General features: G+C 73.0%; 12 protein-coding genes, 1 tRNA gene and 1 pseudogene. 2 read left to right on the forward strand and 12 right to left on the reverse strand.

Translation table 11 applies throughout. The features are described 5' to 3' along the window. Positions 1-368: 368 nt before the first annotated feature. Positions 369-2180 (forward strand): coagulation factor 5/8 type domain-containing protein, encoded by a 1812-nt coding sequence (locus ACSU53_RS04040; protein ID WP_437024782.1) that lies wholly within the window; start codon positions 369-371, stop codon positions 2178-2180. A gap of 109 nt (positions 2181-2289) precedes the next feature. On the opposite strand, the gene ACSU53_RS04045 is transcribed toward ACSU53_RS04040, so the two are convergent. Beyond that, complete coding sequence (locus tag ACSU53_RS04045) at positions 2290-4419, reverse strand: elongation factor G (protein ID WP_437024783.1); 2130 nt, start codon at positions 4417-4419, stop codon at positions 2290-2292. Between the two features lie 671 nt (positions 4420-5090). Then, a tRNA-Leu gene (locus ACSU53_RS04050) sits at positions 5091-5175 on the reverse strand. A gap of 142 nt (positions 5176-5317) precedes the next feature. Between ACSU53_RS04050 and ACSU53_RS04055 the strand changes: the two genes are divergently transcribed. Beyond that, positions 5318-6649 (forward strand): DUF2254 domain-containing protein, encoded by a 1332-nt coding sequence (locus tag ACSU53_RS04055; RefSeq protein ID WP_437024784.1) that lies wholly within the window; start codon positions 5318-5320, stop codon positions 6647-6649. A gap of 106 nt (positions 6650-6755) precedes the next feature. Here the strand turns inward: ACSU53_RS04055 and ACSU53_RS04060 are convergent, their stop codons facing one another. The 10 genes and pseudogenes from ACSU53_RS04060 to ACSU53_RS04105 form a co-directional block, all read right to left on the reverse strand. Continuing rightward, positions 6756-7964, reverse strand: a complete 1209-nt coding sequence (locus tag ACSU53_RS04060; protein ID WP_437024785.1) for a sugar phosphate isomerase/epimerase family protein — start codon at positions 7962-7964, stop codon at positions 6756-6758. Positions 7965-8176: 212 nt separating this feature from the next. Beyond that, positions 8177-9553, reverse strand: a pseudogene (locus ACSU53_RS04065) (nucleotide pyrophosphatase/phosphodiesterase family protein); the annotation flags it as partial. Next, complete coding sequence (gene eboE / locus ACSU53_RS04070; RefSeq protein WP_437024787.1) at positions 9550-10719, reverse strand: metabolite traffic protein EboE; 1170 nt, start codon at positions 10717-10719, stop codon at positions 9550-9552. The gene eboE and the pseudogene ACSU53_RS04065, both read right to left, overlap by 4 nt. A gap of 3 nt (positions 10720-10722) precedes the next feature. Beyond that, positions 10723-11613 (reverse strand): TatD family hydrolase, encoded by an 891-nt coding sequence (locus ACSU53_RS04075; RefSeq protein WP_437024788.1) that lies wholly within the window; start codon positions 11611-11613, stop codon positions 10723-10725. Further along, positions 11613-12512, reverse strand: a complete 900-nt coding sequence (locus ACSU53_RS04080) for an EboA domain-containing protein (RefSeq protein WP_437024789.1) — start codon at positions 12510-12512, stop codon at positions 11613-11615. Before ACSU53_RS04080 ends, ACSU53_RS04075 begins: the two co-directional genes overlap by 1 nt. Next, positions 12509-13519, reverse strand: coding sequence for a sugar phosphate isomerase/epimerase family protein (locus tag ACSU53_RS04085; RefSeq protein WP_437024790.1), 1011 nt, complete (start codon positions 13517-13519; stop codon positions 12509-12511). Before ACSU53_RS04085 ends, ACSU53_RS04080 begins: the two co-directional genes overlap by 4 nt. Next, the gene (locus ACSU53_RS04090; protein WP_437033018.1) at positions 13516-14547 is read right to left on the reverse strand and encodes an SCO3242 family prenyltransferase; all 1032 of its coding nucleotides are present in this window, start codon (positions 14545-14547) and stop codon (positions 13516-13518) included. Before ACSU53_RS04090 ends, ACSU53_RS04085 begins: the two co-directional genes overlap by 4 nt. 278 nt (positions 14548-14825) lie before the next feature. Beyond that, positions 14826-16124, reverse strand: coding sequence for an inositol-3-phosphate synthase (locus ACSU53_RS04095; protein WP_437024792.1), 1299 nt, complete (start codon positions 16122-16124; stop codon positions 14826-14828). A 197-nt stretch (positions 16125-16321) separates the two neighbouring features. Then, positions 16322-20035, reverse strand: coding sequence for a ThuA domain-containing protein (locus tag ACSU53_RS04100; RefSeq protein WP_437024794.1), 3714 nt, complete (start codon positions 20033-20035; stop codon positions 16322-16324). 269 nt (positions 20036-20304) lie between these two features. After that, the gene (locus tag ACSU53_RS04105; RefSeq protein ID WP_437024795.1) at positions 20305-21303 is read right to left on the reverse strand and encodes a sugar phosphate isomerase/epimerase family protein; all 999 of its coding nucleotides are present in this window, start codon (positions 21301-21303) and stop codon (positions 20305-20307) included. Positions 21304-21313 lie beyond the last annotated feature (10 nt).

Genomic DNA, 21313 nt, shown 5'->3' on the forward strand with positions numbered 1-21313 from the left:
GCACGACTTAATTCATGGCGTGAGTCAAGTGCTCCGGGCGTCGGCCGTCAAGGGGTGGGGGCATCGGCGCTCTCGCAGCCGGCCCCGCTCCCCGCAGCCGGACCCGCTCCGTCCGGGACGGCGGGTGCGGTGCGCCCGATGCCGAGCGGTGTCGCTGCCGTCAGCCCGACCGATGCGTCTCTTTCGACCGACCGGCGCCGATTTCCTCGACCGACCGGGGCCGTTTCCCTCGACCGACTGGCGTCGTACCCCTTGACTCAACTGTTCCGAGGATGAACCATTCACCGGCGAGAGAGCGCTCCCAAAGCCCCATCCCGTTCACTTCGTGAACAGGGAACCGTTCGCTTCCTGAACAGGAGAGCCGCCCCATGACGTCCGACTCCCCCACCTCGTCCGCGAGTTCACCCGGATCGTCGCGGCTGCCCGCGGTCGGCCGGCGCGCCGTCATCGGTGCCGCGGCCGCCGCTCCCGTACTGGCCGCCCTGCCTTCCACCGCGTCCGCCTCCCCCCGGCACCGCGGACGGCCCCGGCGGCTCAGGGGCGGCGGTGACCTCGGGCCCAACGTGATCGTCTTCGACCCGTCCACACGGAACATCCAGGCCAGACTCGACGAGGTGTTCACCCGTCAGGAGTCGGACCAGTTCGGTCCGGGCCGCTACCAGTTCCTGTTCAAGCCGGGCACGTACCACGGCCTCAACGCCCAGATCGGGTTCTACACGTCGATCTCGGGGCTGGGCCTGTCCCCCGACGACACCACCATCCACGGTGACATCACGGTCGACGCGGGCTGGTTCGACGGCAACGCCACGCAGAACTTCTGGCGTTCGGCGGAGAACCTGGCCGTCGTCCCGGTCAGCGGCACCAATCGCTGGGCCGTCGCCCAGGCCGCCCCGTTCCGGCGCATGCACGTACACGGCGGGCTCAACCTGGCGCCGGACGGCTACGGCTGGGCCAGCGGCGGGTACATCGCCGACAGCCGTATCGACGGCACGGTGGGACCGTACTCGCAGCAGCAGTGGTACACCCGGGACAGCTCCGTCGGCGGCTGGACCAACGGGGTCTGGAACATGGTGTTCTCCGGCGTCCGGGGCGCCCCCGACCAGGGGTTCCCCGACCCGCCGTACACGACCCTGGACACCACTCCCCGCTCCCGGGAGAAGCCGTTCCTGTACCTCGACGGCGACCGCTACCGGGTGTTCCTGCCCGCGCTGCGGACCGACGCCCGCGGGGTGACCTGGGGCAACGGCACCCCGCGCGGCACCTCGCTGCCGCTGGAGCGGTTCTACGTCGCCCGGCCCGGCGATTCCGCCGCCACCCTCAACCGGGCCCTCGACCAGGGGCTGCACCTGCTGCTGACCCCCGGGATCTACCACGTCGACCGGCCCCTGCGCGTGAACCGGCCCAACACGGTGGTCCTGGGCCTGGGGTACGCCACGCTCATCCCCGACAACGGCGTGACCGCGATGCGGGTCGCCGATGTCGACGGCGTGCGGCTGGCGGGCTTCCTCATCGACGCCGGGACCGTCAACTCACCGGTGCTGCTGGAGGTGGGGCCGCGCGGGGCGTCCCGGAACCATTCCGCCAACCCGATCACCGTCCAGGACGTGTTCATCCGGATCGGCGGCGCGGGCCCCGGCCGGGCGACCACGAGCATGGTCGTCAACGCCCGGCACACCCTCATCGACCACACCTGGGTGTGGCGCGCCGACCACGGCGAGGGCGTCGGCTGGGAGACCAACCGCTGCGACTACGGCGTGGTCGTCAACGGTCACGACGTCCTGGCGACGGGCCTGTTCGTCGAACACTTCAACAAGTACGACGTGCAGTGGAACGGCGAACGCGGCCGCACGATCTTCTTCCAGAACGAGAAGGCGTACGACGCCCCCGACCAGGCCGCCATCCAGAACGGCCGGGTCAAGGGATACGCCGCGTACAAGGTCGGCGACCACGTCACCCGCCACGAGGGCTGGGGCATGGGCAGTTACTGCTACTACAACGTGAACCCGGCGATCGTGCAGCACCACGGTTTCGCCGCCCCGGTGCGACCCGGTGTGCGCTTCCACCACCTGCTGGTCGTCTCGCTCAGCGGCAACGGGCAGTACGAGTGCGTCATCAACGACACGGGGGCACCGACCTCGGGGTCGGACACGGTGCCGTCGACGATCGTGTCCTACCCCTGACCAGCCGCGCGGCGGTGCCCCCGGGACCCGTCGCGCACCGCCACCGGGTGTCCCTCCCGACCGAGGGCGCGGGAGGGGCACCCGGTCGCTCCCCCGCCGGGAGCGGGACCTACCGCTGCGGAGCGGGAGCCGGGGCGTAGCCGGTGGGGCGGCTGGTGAAGGTGCCGCGGCCCCGGGTGCGGCTGCGCAACCGGGTGGCGTAGCCGAACAGTTCGGCCAGCGGCACGGTCGCGGTCACGACCGTGGCGCCCGCCCGGACCACGGAGCCGGTGACCCGGCCGCGGCGCGCGGCCAGGTCACCGAGCACCCCGCCCACCGCATCCTCGGGCACGGTGACGGTGACCTCGGCGACCGGTTCCAGAAGGACCATGGCGCAGGCCCGCAGGGCCTTCCGCAGACCGAGCCGGCCCGCCGTGCGGAACGCGGTGTCGGACGAGTCCCGCACATGGGTGGAACCGTCGGTGAGGGTCACCCGCAGCCCGGTCACCGGATGACCGCCCAACGGCCCCTCGGCCAGGGCGTCCCGGCAGCCGGCCTCGACCGCCCGCACGTACTCGTGCGGCACCCGTCCCCCGACCACCGTCGAGCGGAACGTGAACACGGGTCCGGTGAAGCCGGGCGCCGGGAAGCCGGACTCCGTCTCCGTGAGGCCGGGCTCCGTCTCCGTGACGCCGGGCTCGGTGCCCCCGGGCCCCGTGGGCCCGAACGGTTCGACGTCGAGGACGACGTGCGCGAACTGCCCGGCCCCGCCGTCCTGTTTGACGTGCCGGTACACGAACCCGGACACCCCGCCGCCGACGGTCTCCCGGTGTCCGACCCGGGGCCGGCCCACGGCGACGTCCAGCCCGTGTTCGCGCCGCACCTTCTCCACCGCGACCTCCAGGTGCAGTTCACCCATGCCGGACAGCACCGTCTGCCCGGTCTCCGGGTCGGTGCGCACCACCAGTGAGGGGTCCTCCTCGGTGATCCTCGCCAGTGCGGCAGCCAGCCGTCCGGTGTCGGTGCCCCTGGACGCCTCGACGGCCACCGACATCACCGGGTCGGCGACGGGGGGAGGTTCGAGGAGCAGCGGGGCGCCGGGAGCGCACAGGGTGGAGCCGGCCCGCGCGTTCTTCGGACCGACGACGGCGACGATGTCCCCGGCGACGGCACGGTCGAGCGGGGCGTGCCGGTCGGCGTGGACCCGCAGGATGCGGCCGATGCGTTCGGTGCGGCGTGCGGTGGCGTCCCACACGGTGTCCCCCTTCTCGATCGTTCCCGCGTAGAGGCGCAGGTGGGTCAGCCGCCCGGTGGCGGTGGCGGTCACCTTGAAGGCGAGTGCGGCCAGCGGCGCATCAGGGTCGGCGGCCCGTTCGTGCTCCCTGCCCGCATCGTCCGTGCCGCGTACCGGCGGCACGTCGAGCGGTGAGGGCAGGTAGGCGAGGACGGCGTCCAGCAGCGGTTCCACTCCGCGGTTGCGGTAGGCGGAGCCGCACAGCACGACGACGGCGTCACCGGTGCGGGTCAGGTCCCGCAGGGCGGACACGAGCGTGCCGGTGCCGAGGTCGTCCGTGGCGCAGAACTCCTCCAACGCGCGCGGATGCAGTCCGGCCACCGTCTCCACCAGGTGGCGACGCCGGTGGTGCGCCTCCTCGCGCAGGGCCTCCGGGACGGGGGCGGGGTCGTGGGCCTCGCCCTCGTCGTTCCAGGTGAGGGCACGCATCCGCAGCAGGTCCACCACACCGCTGAAGGTGTCGTCCTGCCCGATGGGGAGCTGGACCACCAGGGGTGCCGGGTGCAGCCGGGCACGGAGGGAGGCGACGGCGTCGTCGAGCCGGGCGCCGGGCCGGTCCATCTTGTTGACGAACGCGATCCGGGGCACGCCGTGCCGGTCGGCCTGCCGCCATACCGCCTCGCTCTGCGGTTCCACCCCGGAGACCGCGTCGAACACGGCGACGGCACCGTCGAGGACGCGCAGGGAGCGTTCCACCTCGTCGGCGAAGTCGACGTGCCCGGGGGTGTCGATGAGGTTGATGCGGTGACCGTCCCAGGCACAGCTGACGGCGGCGGAGAAGATGGTGATGCCCCGGTCGCGTTCCTGGGGGTCGAAGTCGGTGACGGTGGTGCCGTCGTGGACCTCGCCGCGCCGGTGCGTGGTGCCGGTGGCGTAGAGGATCCGCTCGGTGACGGTGGTCTTGCCGGCGTCCACGTGGGCAAGGATGCCGAGGTTGCGGACGGTGGTGAGCGGGTTGCTGCGCATGGCCCGTGGCCTCTCGGGAGTTCCGGAAAAGGGCGGCGCGATGTCGCCCGGCACACGGCGGGGCGCCCCCTAACGAGGCAGGGGTGCGGGACTCAGGCGTGTGACGCGGGCGTCCGGTGCCGGCCGCGCAGCGGGCACCGGGCGGCCGGAGACACCAGGATCACCTCGGACAGCGCGAACCGGGCGGGCCGGACGGGCCGGGTGGCGCGGGCGGCCTGGGTGCACCGGGCGGGCCGGCCGGCGGTGCGGGCGGTCCGGGGACGGGGAGCGGTCACGGCGGCGTGGTCGCGCACGGCCTGCTCCCCCCACTGGTCACGGTGCGCGGTCCCACGACGGGGCGGCGCCTCTCGGACGGTGAGTGTAGGGAGGGGCGGGAAGGGCGAGCCACGCATTTTCCGGTCCCGGGGCCTCACGCGTGTCCCCGCGCCGGAGCGTTGCGAGGGGCACGGCGAGGGCCTTCCGGAAGCCTCGCCGGGCCGGGGAGAGCGAAAGGAGTCCGCGGATACGGGACGAGCCGTGGAAGTGCGGGCCGAGCCGTGGAGGTGCGGGCCGAGTCGGCGGCTTCGGAACGAGCCGGGGGAATGCGGAACGAGTCGCGGAATGCGAAACGAGTCCGGGCATGCGAAACGGGCCGAGATCGATCCCGGCCCGCGCCCATGCGTCGTTCTGAGTGTCCGAGGGGGGACTTGAACCCCCACGCCCGATAAAGGGCACTAGCACCTCAAGCTAGCGCGTCTGCCATTCCGCCACCCGGACCAGGTGTCCGTCGCCGTGCCAGGAGCGGGCCCCGCGGCGACACGGACAACCATACCAAGGTTTCGCAGTGGCCTTCACCTGCGTTTCCTTCGCTCCGGCGGCGGTCCGGGACCTGAAGCCCCGCGCACCCTAGGGTCGCACCATGAGTGACTGGATGATGACTCACCGTGCGCTTCCGGGACGTCGGCGGCGGGCCCTGTCACCGCTGAGGGAGCATCTGCGGGACTCGTTCTGGTTCGCGCCGACGGCCGCGATGGTGGTCGTCTTCGTGGTGTGGCTGGTCACCGAGGAACTGGACACGGCGATCGTCGAGTCCCTGCGGGACCAGGGCGACTTCGAGACGCTCGACGACCTGGTGCGGTTCGCCGAGGACGTGAAGACCGTCGTCGGTGCGGTCAGCTCGGCGATGATGACCTTCATCGGTGTGGTGTTCAGCATCTCGCTGGTCGCGGTGCAGATGGCGAGCGGGCAGTTCACGCCCCGGGTGGTGCGGATCTTCGTCCGGAGCCGGATCACCAAGGCCACGTTCGCCGTCTTCCTCGCGACCTTCGTCCTGACGCTGCTGGTGCTGACCGCCTTCGACAGCACCACCGATCCACGGCGGGTGGTGTCCGTCCCCCTGGTGCAGTCGGTCCTCACCCTGGGGATGGTGGCCCTGAGCCTGCTGCTGTTCGTGATGTACGTGAACACGACGCTGCGGCTGATGCGGGTCAGTCATGTGATCGCACGGATCGCCGCGGAGTCCTTCCGCGCGGTCGCGCTGATGCCCGCGGCCGAGGTCGGTGAGGGGCGGCCCGAGCTGGGACCGGTGACGGCGTGGATCGCGCACGAGGGGCGGGCGGGCGTGCTGCGGGACGTGCACATCGGGCGGCTGGTGCGGGTGGCCCGGCGGCACGGGGTCGTCCTGCGGCTGGTGCCGCGGATCGGGGACTTCGTGGTGCCGGGAACGCCCGTGCTCGCGGTGCACGGCGGGCAGGCCCCGCCGGCGCGCGTCCTGCGGTACACGATGGGCGTGGGGGTGGAGCGGACGTTCCACCAGGATCTGGGGTTCGGGCTGCGCCAGCTGTCGGACATCGCGCTGCGGGCGCTGTCCGCGGCGATCAACGATCCGACGACCGCCGTACAGGCCCTGGACCGTGTGGTGCAGTTGCTGGCGGTGCTGTCCCGGCGGCCGCTGGACGTGTCGCTGCACCGTGACCGGGCGGGCGCCGTCCGGCTGGTGCAGCCGCTGCCGGGCTGGGAGGCGCTGGTGGACCTGGGGTTCGCCGAGGTGCGGGCCCACGCCGCCGAGTCGCCGCAGGTGACGCGGCGCATGCTCGCCGGGCTGGACGACCTGCTGCTGCTCGTGCCGCCGGAGCGGTGCGAGCCGCTCCGGCGGCACCGCGAGCTGCTGCGGCAGGCCGTGGAGCGGGTCGCGCCGACTCCGGCGGACCGGGCGTTCGGGCTGCGGCCGGACCGCCAGGGCATCGGCTGACGGTGGGACGGGCGGACCGGCATCGGGTGGCGGTCCGAAGCGGCCCGGGGCATCGGCGGCACCGCCCCGGGCGCCCTGCACGCTCGGGTCGTCCGGGTCAGGGGCGTCAGCAGCGCCGCTTGCGGAGGGCCGCCATGTTGTCGTAGCTGATCTTCGCCTCCCGCAGCGACTGCGCGGGGTCGGTGGCGCTCGGGGAGTTGTCGTCCTCGACCATCGGGTTGCGGTAGTTCGGCAGCCCGACCCGGGAGAAGAACGTCGTGTAGTCGATGTCGCCGGTGCCGAACGGCACCATGTCCCAGCCCATGCCGTTGGTGGTGTCGACGACGCCGTCCTTGGCGTGGAAGAGCGGGTAGCGCTTGTTGTGGCGGGCGACGAGGGCGGCCGGGTCGAAGACGTTCCTGCGGGTGGAGCCGTCGGCGGCGGTGTAGGTGTGGAACTTGTACTGGGCGACGTGCGCCCAGAAGATGTCCATCTCCAGCCAGACCAGCTTCGGGTCGGTGACCTTCAGGAAGTACTCCAGCTTGCGGATGCCGGAGCTGCGGGTGGGCCTGCCCTGGTCGTCGAGCGGGCCGCGGTCGAGGAGGAAGCCGTAGGCGCTGTCGTGGTTGTGGGTGTAGAGCTTGATGCCCTCGCGGCGGGCGATGGCGCCGAGGGCGTTCCACTTGTCGGCGGCCACGTCCCAGTCGGCCCGGTGGGAGCTGCCGGTGGGGTCGCCGCCGGTGCCCATGTGGTCCATGCCGAGGATGTTGGCGATCTCCAGGTGCTTCTTGAAGGTGTCCTTGTCCGCCGGGGTGAGCGGCCAGGACGGCGGGATGAAGCCGTGGTTGCCCTGGGCGCGCAGTCCGTGGTCGTCGAGCCAGCGGCGCAGCAGCCTGGCTCCCTCGACCGTTTCGAGGTCGTCGCCGCCGGGGGCGTTGGGGTGCTGGCGGTAGCCCGCGAACTCGACCTGGCGGTAGCCGTGCCGGGCGAGCTGCTTGAAGACCTCGCGGAAGCCGGAGGGCAGGTCGCTCGCGAGGGGGTCGCGGGCGGTGGCGTCGCGGACGGTGTAGAGGATGATGCCGCGCTTGTGCGGCGGCACGAGCACCTGTCCCCGCCCGTGGCCGTGGTCGTGCCCGTGCCCGTGGTCTCTGTCCCGGCCGTGGGCGAGGGCGGGGGCCGCGCCGAAGACGGGGGCCGCGACGGCTCCGGCGGCAACGGCGGTGCAGGTGGTGAGGAAACGGCGCCGGCCCACGCCGAGGCTGCGGCGCAGGGCCTCGTCGGGTGCGTCGCCGAGGGGGGCGGGTTGGGTGCGGGAGGGTTCGGGACGGAGCGTCACGAGGGGCCTGCCTTCCGGGTCGCGGCCGGTGCCGGGGCCACCGGGACCGGTCGTTGTCAGTGTCGTGTGTTTCACTCTCGGTAGCCGGTAGTCGGATGTCGTCGGCCGTGCGTGGGTGCGGAGCGGCGTGCGGCGTGCCGTCACGCGGGGTCGTACGGCTGTGCCTCGCGGGGGCGCACGTCGCGCGGGTGTGCGTCCTGCGTCGGCCGGTCGAGTCCCGCCAGGCGGAGCAGGAGTTGTTTGACATCGGTGGCCGCGACGCGGTCGCCCACGGCATCGGGGGTGGAGCAGATGAGGAGCGGACCGTCGTCGTCGCTCGCGGGGAGGCGGCCGTGGCTGCCGCGAAGAGGTGAGGGGTCGAGGGGCACGACCGCCATGCGGTAGCGCAGGCCCAGCTTCTTGCGGGCCAGCGCGGTGGCGGCCTTGACCTTGACGTAGGGGTCGAGGGGGTCCATGAAGAGTTCGACGGGGTCGTAGCCGGGTTTGCGGTGGATCTCGACGAGCCGGGCGAAGTCGGGCGCTCGGTCGTCGTCGAGCCAGTAGTAGTACGTGAACCAGGCGTCGGGTTCGGCGACGGCGACCAGCTCCCCGGAGCGGGGATGGTCGAGGTGGTGGGTCTTCTTGCCCTCGTCGTCGAGGAGTTGCCCGATGCCGGGCAGTCCCTCGAGGGCGGCGCGGGTCGCGTCGAGGTCCTCGGGGCGGCGCACGTAGACGTGGGCGATCTGGTGGTCGGCGACGGCGAAGGCGCGGGAGGCCATCGGGTCGAGGTACTCCATGCCGTCCTGCGTGTGCACCTCCAGCAGTCCGGCGCGGCGCAGGGCCCGGTTGATGTCCACGGGGCGGTTCACGCGCGTGATGCCGTACTCGGACAGGGCGACGACGGTGCGGCCCTCGGCGCGGGCGTCCTCCAGCAGCGGGGCCATCGAGGCGTCGAGGTCGGCGGCCGCCTTCAGGGAGCGGGGGTCGTCGGGGCCGTAGCGCTGGAGGTCGTAGTCGAGGTGAGGGAGGTAGCAGAGGGTCAGGTCGGGGTGGCGGGTGCGCATGATGTGGCGGGTGGCGTCGATGATCCACCGGCTGGAGACGAGGTCGGCGCCGGGGCCCCAGAAGTGGAACAGGGGGAAGGTGCCGAATTTCTCGGTGAGTTCGTCGTGCAGCGCGGGCGGCCGGGTGTAGCAGTCGGGTTCCTTGCGGCCGTCGGCGTAGTAGACGGGGCGGGGGGTGACGGTGATGTCGGTGTCGGCGCCCATCGCGTACCACCAGCAGATGTTGGCGACGGTGTAGCCGGGGTGGGCGCGGCGGGCGGCGTCCCAGAGCTTGTCGCCGGCGACGAGCCCGTTGTGCTGCCGCCACAGCAGGACGTCGCCGAGTTCGCGGAAGTACCAGCCGTTGCCGACGATGCCGTGCTCGGCGGGCAGGGTGCCGGTCAGGAAGGTCGACTGGGCGGCGCAGGTGACGGCGGGCAGCACGGTGCCGAGGGGCGCGCGGGAGCCGGCCTGGCCGAGGGCCTTCAGGTGGGGCATGTGGTCGAGGAGACGCGGGGTGAGGCCCACGACGTCGAGGACGAGGAGGGGGGTGGGGGCGTCGCTCATGGGAGCTCCTTCAGGCCGAGGTCCGTCAGGAGGTCGCGGGCCAGGGCGAGTTCGGCGGCGATGCCGTCGGCGAGTGCAGCGCGGCCCTTCGGGCGCAGTTCGGGCGGGAGAGCCTGCCAGGTGTAGGTCTCGACCTCGAGGTGGTGGGTGAGCGGGTGCCGGCCGCCGACGAGGCGGGCGAGGGCGGAGGTGAGCACGGGCAGCGTGGAGGTGAGGGGTGCGACGGGGTCCGCGTGCAGCGGGACGTGGAAGTGCGCGCGCCAGGGTGCGCTGTCGGGCAGGGCGGTGCCGCTCAGGGCCTCGTCGAGGTCGTCGGTGCCGTGCAGACCGGCGGCGGTGACGGTGCGGGTCTGGTGCAGGAAGCGGGGCTCGGCGAAGGCGGCCAGCGCCTCGCGGGCCTCGGGGAGGTGGGGCTGTTCGGCGTGCAGTGCGGCGGACAGCTGGGATTTGACGACGGGCACCCCGGCCCGGGTGAGGTCGTCCAGGGCGGTGTGCGGGTCCTCGAAGGAGGTGGCGAGGTGGCAGGTGTCGACGCAGATGCCGATGCGGTCGTGGCCGACCGCGGTCAGCGGTGCGAGGGCATCGCGGGTGGTTTCGACGACGCAGCCGGGTTCGGGTTCCAGGGCGACCCGGACGGAGCGTCCGGTGAGGTCCTGGAGGGCGTCGAGGCGTTCGGCGAGGGTGCGCAGGGCGGTGCGGGCGGTGGCGGCCCGCCGGTCGTCGTAGGCGGTGCGCCAGGCCAGCGGCAGGGTGGAGATGCTGCCCTCGGTGACGTCGTCGGGGAGCAGCCCGGCGAGGACGCGGGCCAGGGCCGTCGTGTACTCCAGCCGCTCGGGGTCGGCCCAGTCGGGCTTGTAGACGCGGTACTTGACCTCGTCCGCGCCGAATCCCTCGTAGGGGAAGCCGTTGAGGGTGACGACCTCCAGGCCCCGCTGTTCGAGTGCGCAGCGCAGCCCGCGGAGGGCGGAGGGGTCGCCGACGAGGGCGCGGGCGGCGTCCCTGGCGAGCCACAGGCCGATGCCGAGACGGTCCCGGCCCAGGCGGCGGCGGACGGGCTCGCAGTGGTCGCGGAGCTGGGCGAGGACGCCGTCGAGGGTCTCGGCGGGGTGCACGTTGGTGCAGTAGGCGAGGTGGACGGTGGAGCCGTCGGGGTGGCGGAAGCGCATGGCTCACGCCTCCGCGGCGGGGACGGCGGCCGGGCCGGGCGCGTCCTTGGGGGCGCCGCGCTGGATGGAGTTGCCCTCGTGGGTGTCGCGGGGGGCGGGGACGTCCAGGGCGAGCCGGCCGCTGAGCCCGTAGAAGGCGACGGGGTTGCGCCACAGCACCCGGTCGACGTCGTCCTCGGTGAAGCCCTCGGCGAGCATGAGGTCGGCCACCTTGCGGGTCTTCAGCGGGTCGCTCTTGCCCCAGTCGGCGGCGGAGTTCACCAGGACGCGTTCGGGGCCGTGTTCCTTCAGGATCGCGACCATCCGGTCCTCGTCCATCTTGGTGTCCGGGTAGACGGAGAAGCCCAGCCAGCAGCCGCTGTCCTTGGCCTCCTTGACGGTGGTCTCGTTGAGGTGGTCGATCAGGACGCGGTCCATGGGCAGGGCGGACTCGCGGACGACGTCGAGGGTGCGGCGCAGTCCGGCCAGCTTGTCGCGGTGCGGGGTGTGCACGAGGGCGGGCAGGCCGTGGTCGGCGGCGAGCTGGAGCTGTGCGGCCAGTGCGGTGTCCTCGGCGGGGGTCATGGAGTCGTAGCCGATCTCGCCGACGGCCACCACGTTGTCCTTGACGAGGTAGCGGGGCAGTTCGTCGAGGACGGGCACGCAGCGCGGGTCGTTGGCCTCCTTGGGGTTCAGGGCCAGCGTGCAGTGGTGGGCGATGCCGTACTGGGCGGCGCGGAAGGGTTCCCAGCCGAGGAGGGCGTCGAAGTAGTCGAGGAAGGAGGCCGGGGAGGTGCGGGGCTGGCCCAGCCAGAAGGCCGGCTCGACGACGGCGCGGACCCCCGCGGTGTACATGGCCTGGTAGTCGTCGGTGGTCCGGGACGTCATGTGGATGTGGGGGTCGAAGAGGCGCATCAGGTCTCCTTGACGTGGGGGGCGTCGTCCGGGTGGGGGGTGTCCGCATGCGGGTGGTGCGGGGCGCGGGGGCGGTCCGGGGCCGGTGTCGGAGGGGCGGGGCCGTCGGTGGAGGCCAGCGTCAGGACCCGGTACAGGTCGTCGGGGACGGATCGGCCGGCGGCGGTGCGTTCCTCGGCGAAGTCGCCGAGCATGCGGGCGAGTTCGCCGTCGCCGCGGGCGCGCCGGGCCAGGTCGGTGATCCGGTCGACGGGGACGCCGGTGAACAGGCACTTCAGTACGGCGTGCCGCCAGGCGTGGGGATCGAGGTGCCGGGCGCCGTAGGGGCCGAGGGCGGCGGCGACGAGCCGGGTGTCGTTGGTGCGCAGGGCGTCCTCGACGAGCGGGACGGCGTCCGGGCCGGGCACGAGGTGGGCCAAGGCGTGCAGGACGGCGCGGCGTTCGGCGGCGGTGCCCTGGGAGTAGACCCGGGTGAGGGCGTCCGTGTCGGCGCGGGCGGCGTCCAGGATGAGGACGCGGGCGGCGTCGGCGTGGTCGGGCCCGCAGCGGCGGCCCGCCTCGGCGAGCCGGAGCTCCCACACCGAGATGGGGCCGTGGGTGCCCGGGTGTTCGGCGGCCTCCTCCAGGGCCCGGTCGAGCCAGGCGCGGGCGGCCGGGTCCAGGCGGTCGGCGAGCACGCGGCGCAGGTCGGCGGGCGGGAGGACGGCCGGGTGACCGGTGTGGTGGCCGGGCTGGTGATCGGCCGGGTGATCGGCCCGTTGGTGGGTCTGTGCTGCTGCCGCGGGGTGGGCGGCGGGGCTGTCGGCCTGCGTCTGGGTCGCGGGGTGGGCGGCGGTGGCGGGGGTGGTGCCCGCTGGGTCTGCCTCCGGGGTCGCCGGGACGGCATCGGGGCTGTTCATGGGGTGGTGCTCCCTTCGGGGGTGGCGGAGGGATCGCCGTGTGAGGGGACGGGATCGGAGGAGGAGGTGGTGGCGGTCCGGGTAGGTCCCACCGGTGACGGGGCGGCCGCGCGGAGGAACGGGAGGGAGTGGGCGGCGAAGTGGGGGCCCGCGTGGGAGTGGCGGGGCAGTTCGACGACGGTCAGGCCCCGGTAGCCGGTGGCGGCGAGAGCCGCGAGGACGGGCGGGAAGTCGATCTCGCCGTCGCCGAAGGGGAGGTGCTCGTGCACGCCGCGCCGCATGTCCTCGATCTGCACGTGGCGCAGCCAGGGAGCGGCTTCGCGGACGCAGTCCGTGGGAGAGAGGGGTTCCAGGCACTGGCAGTGGCCGATGTCCAGGGTGAGGCCGAGGGGCCGGGGGTCGCCGAGGAGGCGGCGCAGGTGGTGGAAGTCGGCGAGGGTGCTCAGGAGATGGCCGGGTTCGGGCTCCACGGCGAGCGGGACACCGGCGGCGTCGGCGGCCTCCAGCACCGGGGTGAGGGACTGCTCGAGGCGCTTCCAGGCGGTGTCCTCGTCGGTGCCCTCGGGGAGGACGCCGCTGAAGCAGTGCACGGCGTGGGCGCCCAGGTCGGCGGCGACCCGGACGGCCCGCAGGAGCAGGTCGACCCGTCGGGCCCGGTCCTCCGGGTCCGGGTCGAGGAGCGACGGGCCGTGCTTGCGGCGCGCGTCGAGGACGTAGCGGGCACCGGTCTCGACGGTGACGCCCAGGCCGAGCGCGTCCAGCCGGTGGGCGACCCGGCGGGTGCGGGCGGCCAGGTCCGGGGCGAGGGGGTCGAGGTGCATGTGGTCGAGGGTCAGGCCGACGCCGTCGTAGCCGAGGTCGGCGAGCAGGCCGAGGGCGTCGTCGAGACGGAGGTCGGCGAGGCCGTTGGTGCCGTAGCCGAAACGCAGCGGGACGGGCTCCCGCGGGGGCGACTGTGCTGCCTCGCCAGTGACCCCGTGCCGGTTGCTCGACGCGTCGTGGCTCATGTGACGCTCACCTTCCTCATCGCGGCCCGCCGCGCGAACCACCGGCCGGCCGGGGCCAGGGCCGCGACCAGCAGGGAGGTCACGGGGGCGCCGGAGCGGGCGGCGAGGGCGGCCTGGAGCGGGATCGTCGCCCGGATGCCGCCGCCGACGGCGCGCTGGGTGAGCGGGGGTGACGGGTTGAGCGCGGCGTGGAAGTACGGCCGGGCGGCGGTGGCGGCGTAGGCGGCGCCCAGCGCGGTGGCCAGGACGTCGGTGGCCAGGACGTCGGTGGCCGGAGCAGCGGGCACGGCGGGGCCGGAGCCCGGCAGGCCGGGGGCGGCTGCTGCCCGCCGGCCTGCCGGGAGCTGGGTGCGGCGGTGGGTGACGAGCCGGGTGAGCACCCCGGTCGTCGCGAGCGCCGCGAGGGGGGCCAGGACCGCCCCGCCGGTGGTCTCCCGGCGGGACACGGCGGTGACGGCCAGGGTGTGACTGCCGAGCAGCACGGCGGAGGGCAGGGCGGCCCGGGTGGCACGGCCCGCATCACCGCCCCGGCCGCCGTCGCCCTGGGCGCTTCCGGTGGCCGCGGCGCCGAGGAGCAGGTCGAGTCCGCGGGCGGCCGCCATGGCCGCCGGTCCGGCGGGTGTGTGCTTCAGGGTGAGGTCGTAGGCCCACACGGTCGCGGCGAGCGGCGCGGCCACGGCGAGGGCGGGGCGTCCCGCACCGGCGGCCAGGGCCAGACCCGCTCCGGTGAGCGCACCCGCGGCGGTGAGGGCGGCGGCCGGGCGGATGCGGCCGGACGGGATCGGGCGGTGCGGCCGCTCCCGGGCGTCCTCCTCGCGGTCCGCCCAGTCGTTCAGCGCCATGCCCGCCTCGTACAGGCACACGGAGGAGCCGATGGCGAGCAGTGTCCGCACCCCGGGCCGCGCACCGGCCGCCGCCGCTCCGGCCAGCGCGTCGCCGGGGACGGTGAACAGGGCGGGCAGGCGTAGCAGTTCGGCCCAGGCACCGAGCCGGCCGGGGCCGACGCCCGGGACAGCGGGACGGGGCACGCCATCGGCGGACGGGACGGGAGCATGCGCGGAGGCCGGGGCGGGCGCGTCCGCCGTGCCGGCCTCGGCGGACGCGTCGTACGGGTCGTGCGCGTCGTACAGGTCGTGCGCGTCGTGCGGGTCGTGCGCGTTCGACGCCGATGTGCCCGCCGCGGACCCGGACGGGCCCCATGCGGATCCGGACGTGCCAGCCCCGGACCGGCCCGACGCCGATCCGGACGCGCCCGTGACCGACGTGCTCGGCGGGAACCGGCCCTCCGCGAACGCGCCCCGGCCGGTCATCGCCGTACCTCCGAGCCGTGCTGGTCATGCCCGCCCTGCGGGCCGCGCCGGCCCGGCCCTCCGTCCCCTCCATCCCCGCCGTCCCCGCCGTCCCGTCCGTCCGGGCCCTCCGGCTCGCCGGCGTCCTCACGGAGCCGTGCGGCCAGGGTCAGCAGGTCCGCGTACTGCTCCGCCAGGGCGGCCGGGCCGTCGCCGACCGGGTCCTTGAAATAGAAGCCGAGTTCGCGCAGCGGCCCGGTGATGCCCTTCTGCCGGGCCCGCAGGGTGAGTCGGGCCAGGTCGAGCACGAGGGGGGCGGCGAGGGCGGAGTCGCAGCCCTGCCACACGGTCTGGAGGATCATGCGGGAGCCGAGGAAGCCGTCGAAGGCGACGTGGTCCCAGGCGGTCTTCCAGTCGCCGAGGGAGGGCACGTCGTCGATGTGGACCTCGCCCTCGGGGGCGGCTCCGAGGGTGTCGGTGAGGACGCGTTCCTTGCCGCCGTTCTTGGCGGCGGCGGCCGCGGGATCGGCGAGGGCGGCGCCGTCGCCGCCGCCGAGCAGGTTGGTGCCGGACCAGGCGCGCACGGCGAGCGCCCGCTGGCGGAACATCGGGCCGAGGACGGAGCGCAGCAGGGTCTGTCCGGTCTTGCCGTCGCGTCCCGCGTGGGGCAGGCCCGCGGTCTCGGCGGCTTCGGCGAGTGCCGGGTGGTGCAGGCCGGCGGAGGGGGTGAAGTTGACGTAGGGGCAGTCGGCGCGGAGGGCGGCGGCCGCGTAGAGGGAGCTGGGCGGCAGGGTGCCGTCGGCGGGGGCGGGCTCGGTGGAGGCGACGTTGACGACGACGGCGCCGGCGAGGTCGTTGCGGCGGACGAAGGCGCGGATGTCGGCGGCGAAGCCGTCGATCCAGTCGTCCTGGGTGCGGGCCGGCCCGTCGTCCCCGGTGGCGACCGAGGTGTCGCCGGGGGCGCCCGGCGGGGGCCCGCCCGGCCGGATCTCCCGGTCGGCGGCGAGGAGTTCGGCGTGCACGGCGGTGGGCAGGCCGTGGGGCAGGACGCCGCCGGCGGCGAGGTGTTCGGCACGCTTGGGGAGCGGGCAGTCGACGGTGTCGTGGCCGCCGAAGACGAGGGAGGACAGCGGGGGCAGGCCGCAGTCGGTGAAGTCGGGGGTCTCGGTGACCATGCCGGTCGGCGGGTGGAGTCCGGCGGCGACGGCGGCGCAGCCGGTGATGGCGGTGGTGGCGACGGATCCGCGGGCCCCGATGAGCCAGACGCCGAAGCGGGCGGCGGGGGGCGGGGTGGGGAGGAACGGTTCGGCGGACATGGGCAGCCTCCTTGTCGTACGCGAACCGGGTGTGAGCCGCCGGAGGCGGGGACGAGCGGGTGCCGGGCCCCTGGGGGCCCGGCGGGACGGCGGGCGGAGGTCCGGCGTCCTCCGCCCGCCGCCGTTCAGGTCGCCCTGCGGGCCTCTCGTCCGGACCAGGCCGGATCAGGGAGCGGGCCTGGTCCGAACGGAGGACCCTAGGAGGGCAGTTCCTTCAGCTGGATGTTGCGGAAGGAGACCTTGTCGTCGGGGCCGTGGTTCTGCAGACCGATGTAGCCGTCGGTCAGGCTCCGCTCGAGGTCCTTGTTGGTGAAGTCGTTGATCTTGACTCCGTTGAGGAACACCTGGAGGCGTTCCCCCTTGACCTTGATCTCGTAGGAGTTCCACTGGCCGGGCGGGCGGAGCACCTGGTCACGGGCCTTGATGTTGGCCGACTTGAAGGAGTAGATCGCGCCGGTCGTCCGGTCCGGCGCGTCGGTGGCGTCGATCTGGATCTCGTAGCCCTTGTCCACCGCGGACCAGGGGTCGTCGGAGGCCGGGAAGCCCACGAAGATCCCGGAGTTGTCGTCGCCCCGCATCTTCCAGTCCAGCTTCAGGGAGTAGGACGACAGTTCCTTGGCCTGGTACCAGAGCAGCCCCATGCCGCCGTTGGACTCCAGCGTGCCGTCCTTGACGTCGAAGCCGCCGGGGCCGGCCTGCTTCCAGCCGTCCAGGGTGTGGCCGTTGAAGATCGTCCGGTAGCCCTTGGCCGGCTTGCAGTCGGCCTTGACCTGGCCGGTGGCGTACTGGAGTCCGCCGAGCAGGTGGGCGCGGAAGGCTTCCTCGGCGTAGGACTCCTTGGTGTGGCCGCCGCCGGTGTAGAAGGAGCGGCCGCCGCCGTAGTTCTGGCACCAGGCGATCGGGTGGTCGCCCTTCATGGTGCCGCCCTGGTAGGTCGTCTCGTCCAGGGTGGCGAGGATCTTGGCCTGCTCCCGCGGGTTGGTGCGGTAGTTGTACCACTCGTCGGTGCGCTCCCAGGCGTCGTCCAGGTGCGCGGTGGACGGGTGGTCGTGGTCCTCGACGCGCACGGTGGCCTTCTGGATGGCCGGGTGCGAGTCGAAGTACGCGCCGACGAGGCCGCCGTAGAACTCCCAGTCGTACTCGGTGTCGGCGGCGGCGTGGATGCCCATGTATCCGCCGCCGTTCTTGACGTAGTTCTCGAACGCCTTCTGCTGCTCGGCGTTCAGGACGTCACCGGTGGTGGACAGGAAGGCCACCGCGTCGTACTTGGCGAGGTTGGAGGTGGTGAACTGCCGGGCCTCCTCGGTCGCGTCGACGGTGATGCCGGCCGGGCCGCCGAGTTCCTTCAGCGCGGCGATGCCCTCGGGGATGGAGTCGTGCCGGAAACCGGCGGTCCTGGAGAAGACCAGGACCTTCTTGCCGGCCTTGAAGCGCTCCTTGGAGAACTCGAAGTCGTCGATGTCGTAGAGCGCGCCGTCGCCGCCGCGGAAGACCAGGAAGATCTCGGAGGTCTTCTTCGGCAGGGACCGCAGCGGGACGTCGACGTTCTGGAAGGTCTCCCAGCCGCCGGTCGGCGGGATGTACGCGGAGCCGTGCAGCTTGCCGTCGGGCGAGCCGGTGCGCAGCTCGATGAAGCCGCCGGAGCCGCCGGAGGAGGCGCGGACGGTCATCTTCTTCTGCCCGTCGAAGCGGTAGGGGGTGAAGGAGATCCAGTCGCCGTCGTGGATGTTGCCGACGGTCTTGCCGCCGTGGGCACCGGTCTTGTCGATGACGGTGACGCCCTGCTGGGTGGAGAAGTGCTCGGCCTGGCGGTGCAGCGGCTGCAGGACGGTGCGGGCGGTCCCGGTCAGGGCTTCCTGACCGTTCGCCCCGCCGTCGGTGTACGCGGCGCCGACGACGCCGTAGATGTTGGCGTTGGGGTCGTGGCCGCCGTCACCGGGAGGCGGGTTGAGGGTGCCCTCGCAGCCCGTCTCGCTGGTCAGTTCGTGGGCGTGGGAGTCGTGGCCGAGGCTGTAGACGACCTTGACCTGGGAGCAGTCGACCTTCTCCTCGGGGTCGGTGACGGTCACCTTGAAGGGGACGGGTTCGCCGAAGGCGGCCAGGCTGCCGTTGCCGGGTACGTCGATCTTCACCGTGGGTTCGGTGTTGCCGACGACGATGCGGACGCTGGCGTTGCCGGTGTTGCCCTCGGGGTCCTTGGCGGTGAACGTCGCGGAGTAGGTGCCGGTCTTCTTGTACGTGTGGGTGGGGGTGAGGCCCTCGCCCTTGGTGCCGTCGCCGAAGTCCCAGCTGTAGGTGAGGTCGGTGGAGTCGGCGTCCTTGGCGGTGGCGGTGAACTTGACCTTCAGCCCGGCGGCGCCGGAGGTCTTGTCGGCCCTGACCTCGGCGATCGGGGAGAAGCCGTCCTCGGCGTTCTCGATCCGGTACAGCGCGGAGTGCTCGTCGCCCTGGAACCAGGAGAGGCCGTAGTCCAGGACGTAGAGCGCGCCGTCGGGGCCGAACTCCATGTCCATGATCTGCGTGCCGGTCCACGGGAAGTCGTTGATCTTCGCGACGGAGCCGTCGTCGTTCTGCTCGATCCGCTTGATCCAGCGGCGGCCGTACTCGCCGGCGAAGAAGTCGCCGTCGTAGGCCTCGGGGAACTTCACCTTGGAGTCGAGGCCGGAGTCGTAGCGGTAGACGGGGCCGGCCATCGGGGACTCCGAGCCGCTGCCGAACTCGGGCAGGGATCCGCCGTCGTAGGGGATCCAGGCGGCCTGGGCGGGCGGCAGGTCGGTGAGGCCGGTGTTGTGCCGCGAGGTGTTCTTCGGGGCGGCGCAGTCGAACTTGGGGCCGGACGTGCCGGTGGCGAAGTCGTAGTCGTTGTAGGCGTCGTTGTCGCCGGTGCAGAACGGCCAGCCGAAGTTGGCGGCCTCGGTGACCCTGGCGAACTCGACCTGTCCGGCCGGGCCGCGGTCCGGGTCGGCGGCGCCCGCGTCGGGCCCGTAGTCGCCGACGTAGACGACGCCGGTCTTGTCGTCGACGCTCATGCGGAACGGGTTGCGGAAGCCCATCGCGTAGATCTCGGGACGGGTCTTCTCGGTGCCGGGGGCGAAGAGGTTGCCCTCGGGGACGGTGTACGAGCCGTCCTCGGCGACCTTGATCCGCAGGATCTTGCCGCGCAGGTCGTTGGTGTTGCCGGAGGTGCGGCGGGCGTCGAAGGCCGGGTTGCGGTCGGCGCGTTCGTCGATGGGGGTGTAGCCGTCGGAGGCGAAGGGGTTGGTGTCGTCGCCGGTGGACAGGTACAGGTTGCCCTCGGCGTCGAAGTCGATGTCGCCGCCGACGTGGCAGCAGATGCCCCGGGAGGCCGCGACGTCCAGGACCTTCTTCTCGCTGGACAGGTCCAGGGTGCCGTTGGCGTTGAGGACGAAGCGGGAGAGGCGGTTGACGCCCTCGAACGCCGCGAAGTCCTCGGCGGTTCCGGTCTCCGGGGCGTCGCCGGCGGGGGTGTCGAGGGGCGGGGCGTAGTACAGGTAGATGGCCCGGTTGTTCTCGAAGTCCGGGTCGATGCCGACGCCCTGGAGCCCTTCCTCGTCGTGGCTGTAGACGGGGATGCGGCCGGCGACCTTGGTGACGCCGCCCTCGTCGGTGATGCGGAGCGTGCCGTCGCGGGAGGTGTGCAGGACGCTGCGGTCGGGGAGGACGGCGAGCGACATCGGCTCGCCCATCTCGGGTTCGCCCTTGGCGAGCGGTACCTGCTGGAACTGTCCCTCGGCGGCGGCCGGTCCGTCGTGCTCGGGGTGCCCCGGGTGGGCTCCGGCGACGGTCGCCGGGGTGCCCACGGCCAGGAGCAGGCCGGTGAACAGGGCGAGTCCGGTTCGCAATCTGGAACGCCTCGCGGTGCGCGTTGTCTTCAGTCGGCTTCTGTGCACGAAGTCCCTCCGGGAACGGGGTGGGGCCGTACGGAACGGGTGCGTGGACGTGCGGTAGGAGTGGGTACCGGGGTGCGCCGTCACCCCGGAGGCGTATGTGTCGCGGACACTTCAGGGACGGTAACCGCGTTCTTCCGGGGCGAACAGCCCTTGGACCGCGACGGGTTGAACTTTTTCCCCGCACAGGACAAAGCGGGATGCGGGCAGGCCGGGCCGGGGACCGGCAGGTGCGCCGGCCCCCGTCCCCGACCTGCGGACGGGCGGGCCCGTCAGCTGCTGAACGCGGCGTCGAAGGAGGCGCTGGGCGGCTCGAAGTCGTATGCCTTCAGGCGGGTCAGTGCCTCCGGGGCGCCCTGGAGGCGGTCCATGCCGGCGTCCTCCCACTCGACCGACACGGGGCCCCCGTACCCGATGGAGCGCAGCATGCGGAAGACGTCCTCCCAGGGGACGTCGCCGTGGCCGGCGGAGACGAAGTCCCAGCCGCGGCGGGGGTCGCCCCAGGGCAGGTGGGAGCCGAGGCGGCCGTTGCGGCCGTCCAGGCGCTTGCGGGCCTCCTTGCAGTCGACGTGGTAGATGCGGTCGCGGAAGTCCCACAGGAAGCCGACCGGGTCGAGGTCCTGCCACACGAAGTGGGACGGGTCGAAGTTGAGGCCGAAGGCCGGCCGGTGGCCGACGGCTTCGAGGGTGCGGACGGTGGTCCAGTAGTCGTAGGCGATCTCGCCGGGGTGCACCTCGTGGGCGAAGCGCACGCCCTCGGCGTCGAAGACGTCGAGGATGGGGTTCCAGCGGGTGGCGAAGTCCTCGTAGCCGCGCTCGATCATCGCCTCGGAGGCGGGCGGGAACATGGCGACCAGGTGCCAGATCGCGGAGCCGGTGAAGCCGATGACGGTGTCGACGCCGAAGCGGGCCGCGGCCCGTGCGGTGTCCTTGATCTCGGCGGCGGCCCGCTGCCGGACGCCCTCCGGCTCACCGTCGCCCCAGATCCGGGCGGGCAGGATGGCCTGATGGCGTTCGTCGATGATGGCGTCGCACACCGCCTGGCCGACCAGATGGTTGGAGATCGCCCAGCACTTGAGTCCGTACTTCTCGAGGAGCTGGTGCCGGGAGTCGACGTAGGAGGGGTCGGCGAGGGCCATGTCCACCTCGAAGTGATCGCCCCAGCAGGCGAGTTCGAGACCGTCGTAGCCGAAGTCGCGGGCGAGGCGGCAGACCTCCTCCAGGGGCAGGTCGGCCCACTGGCCGGTGAACAGCGTGAAGTTGCGCGGCATCCCTATCCGT

Origin of the sequence: Streptomyces sp. enrichment culture, from assembly GCF_964273255.1 — a bacterium.
Classification (GTDB): domain Bacteria; phylum Actinomycetota; class Actinomycetes; order Streptomycetales; family Streptomycetaceae; genus Streptomyces.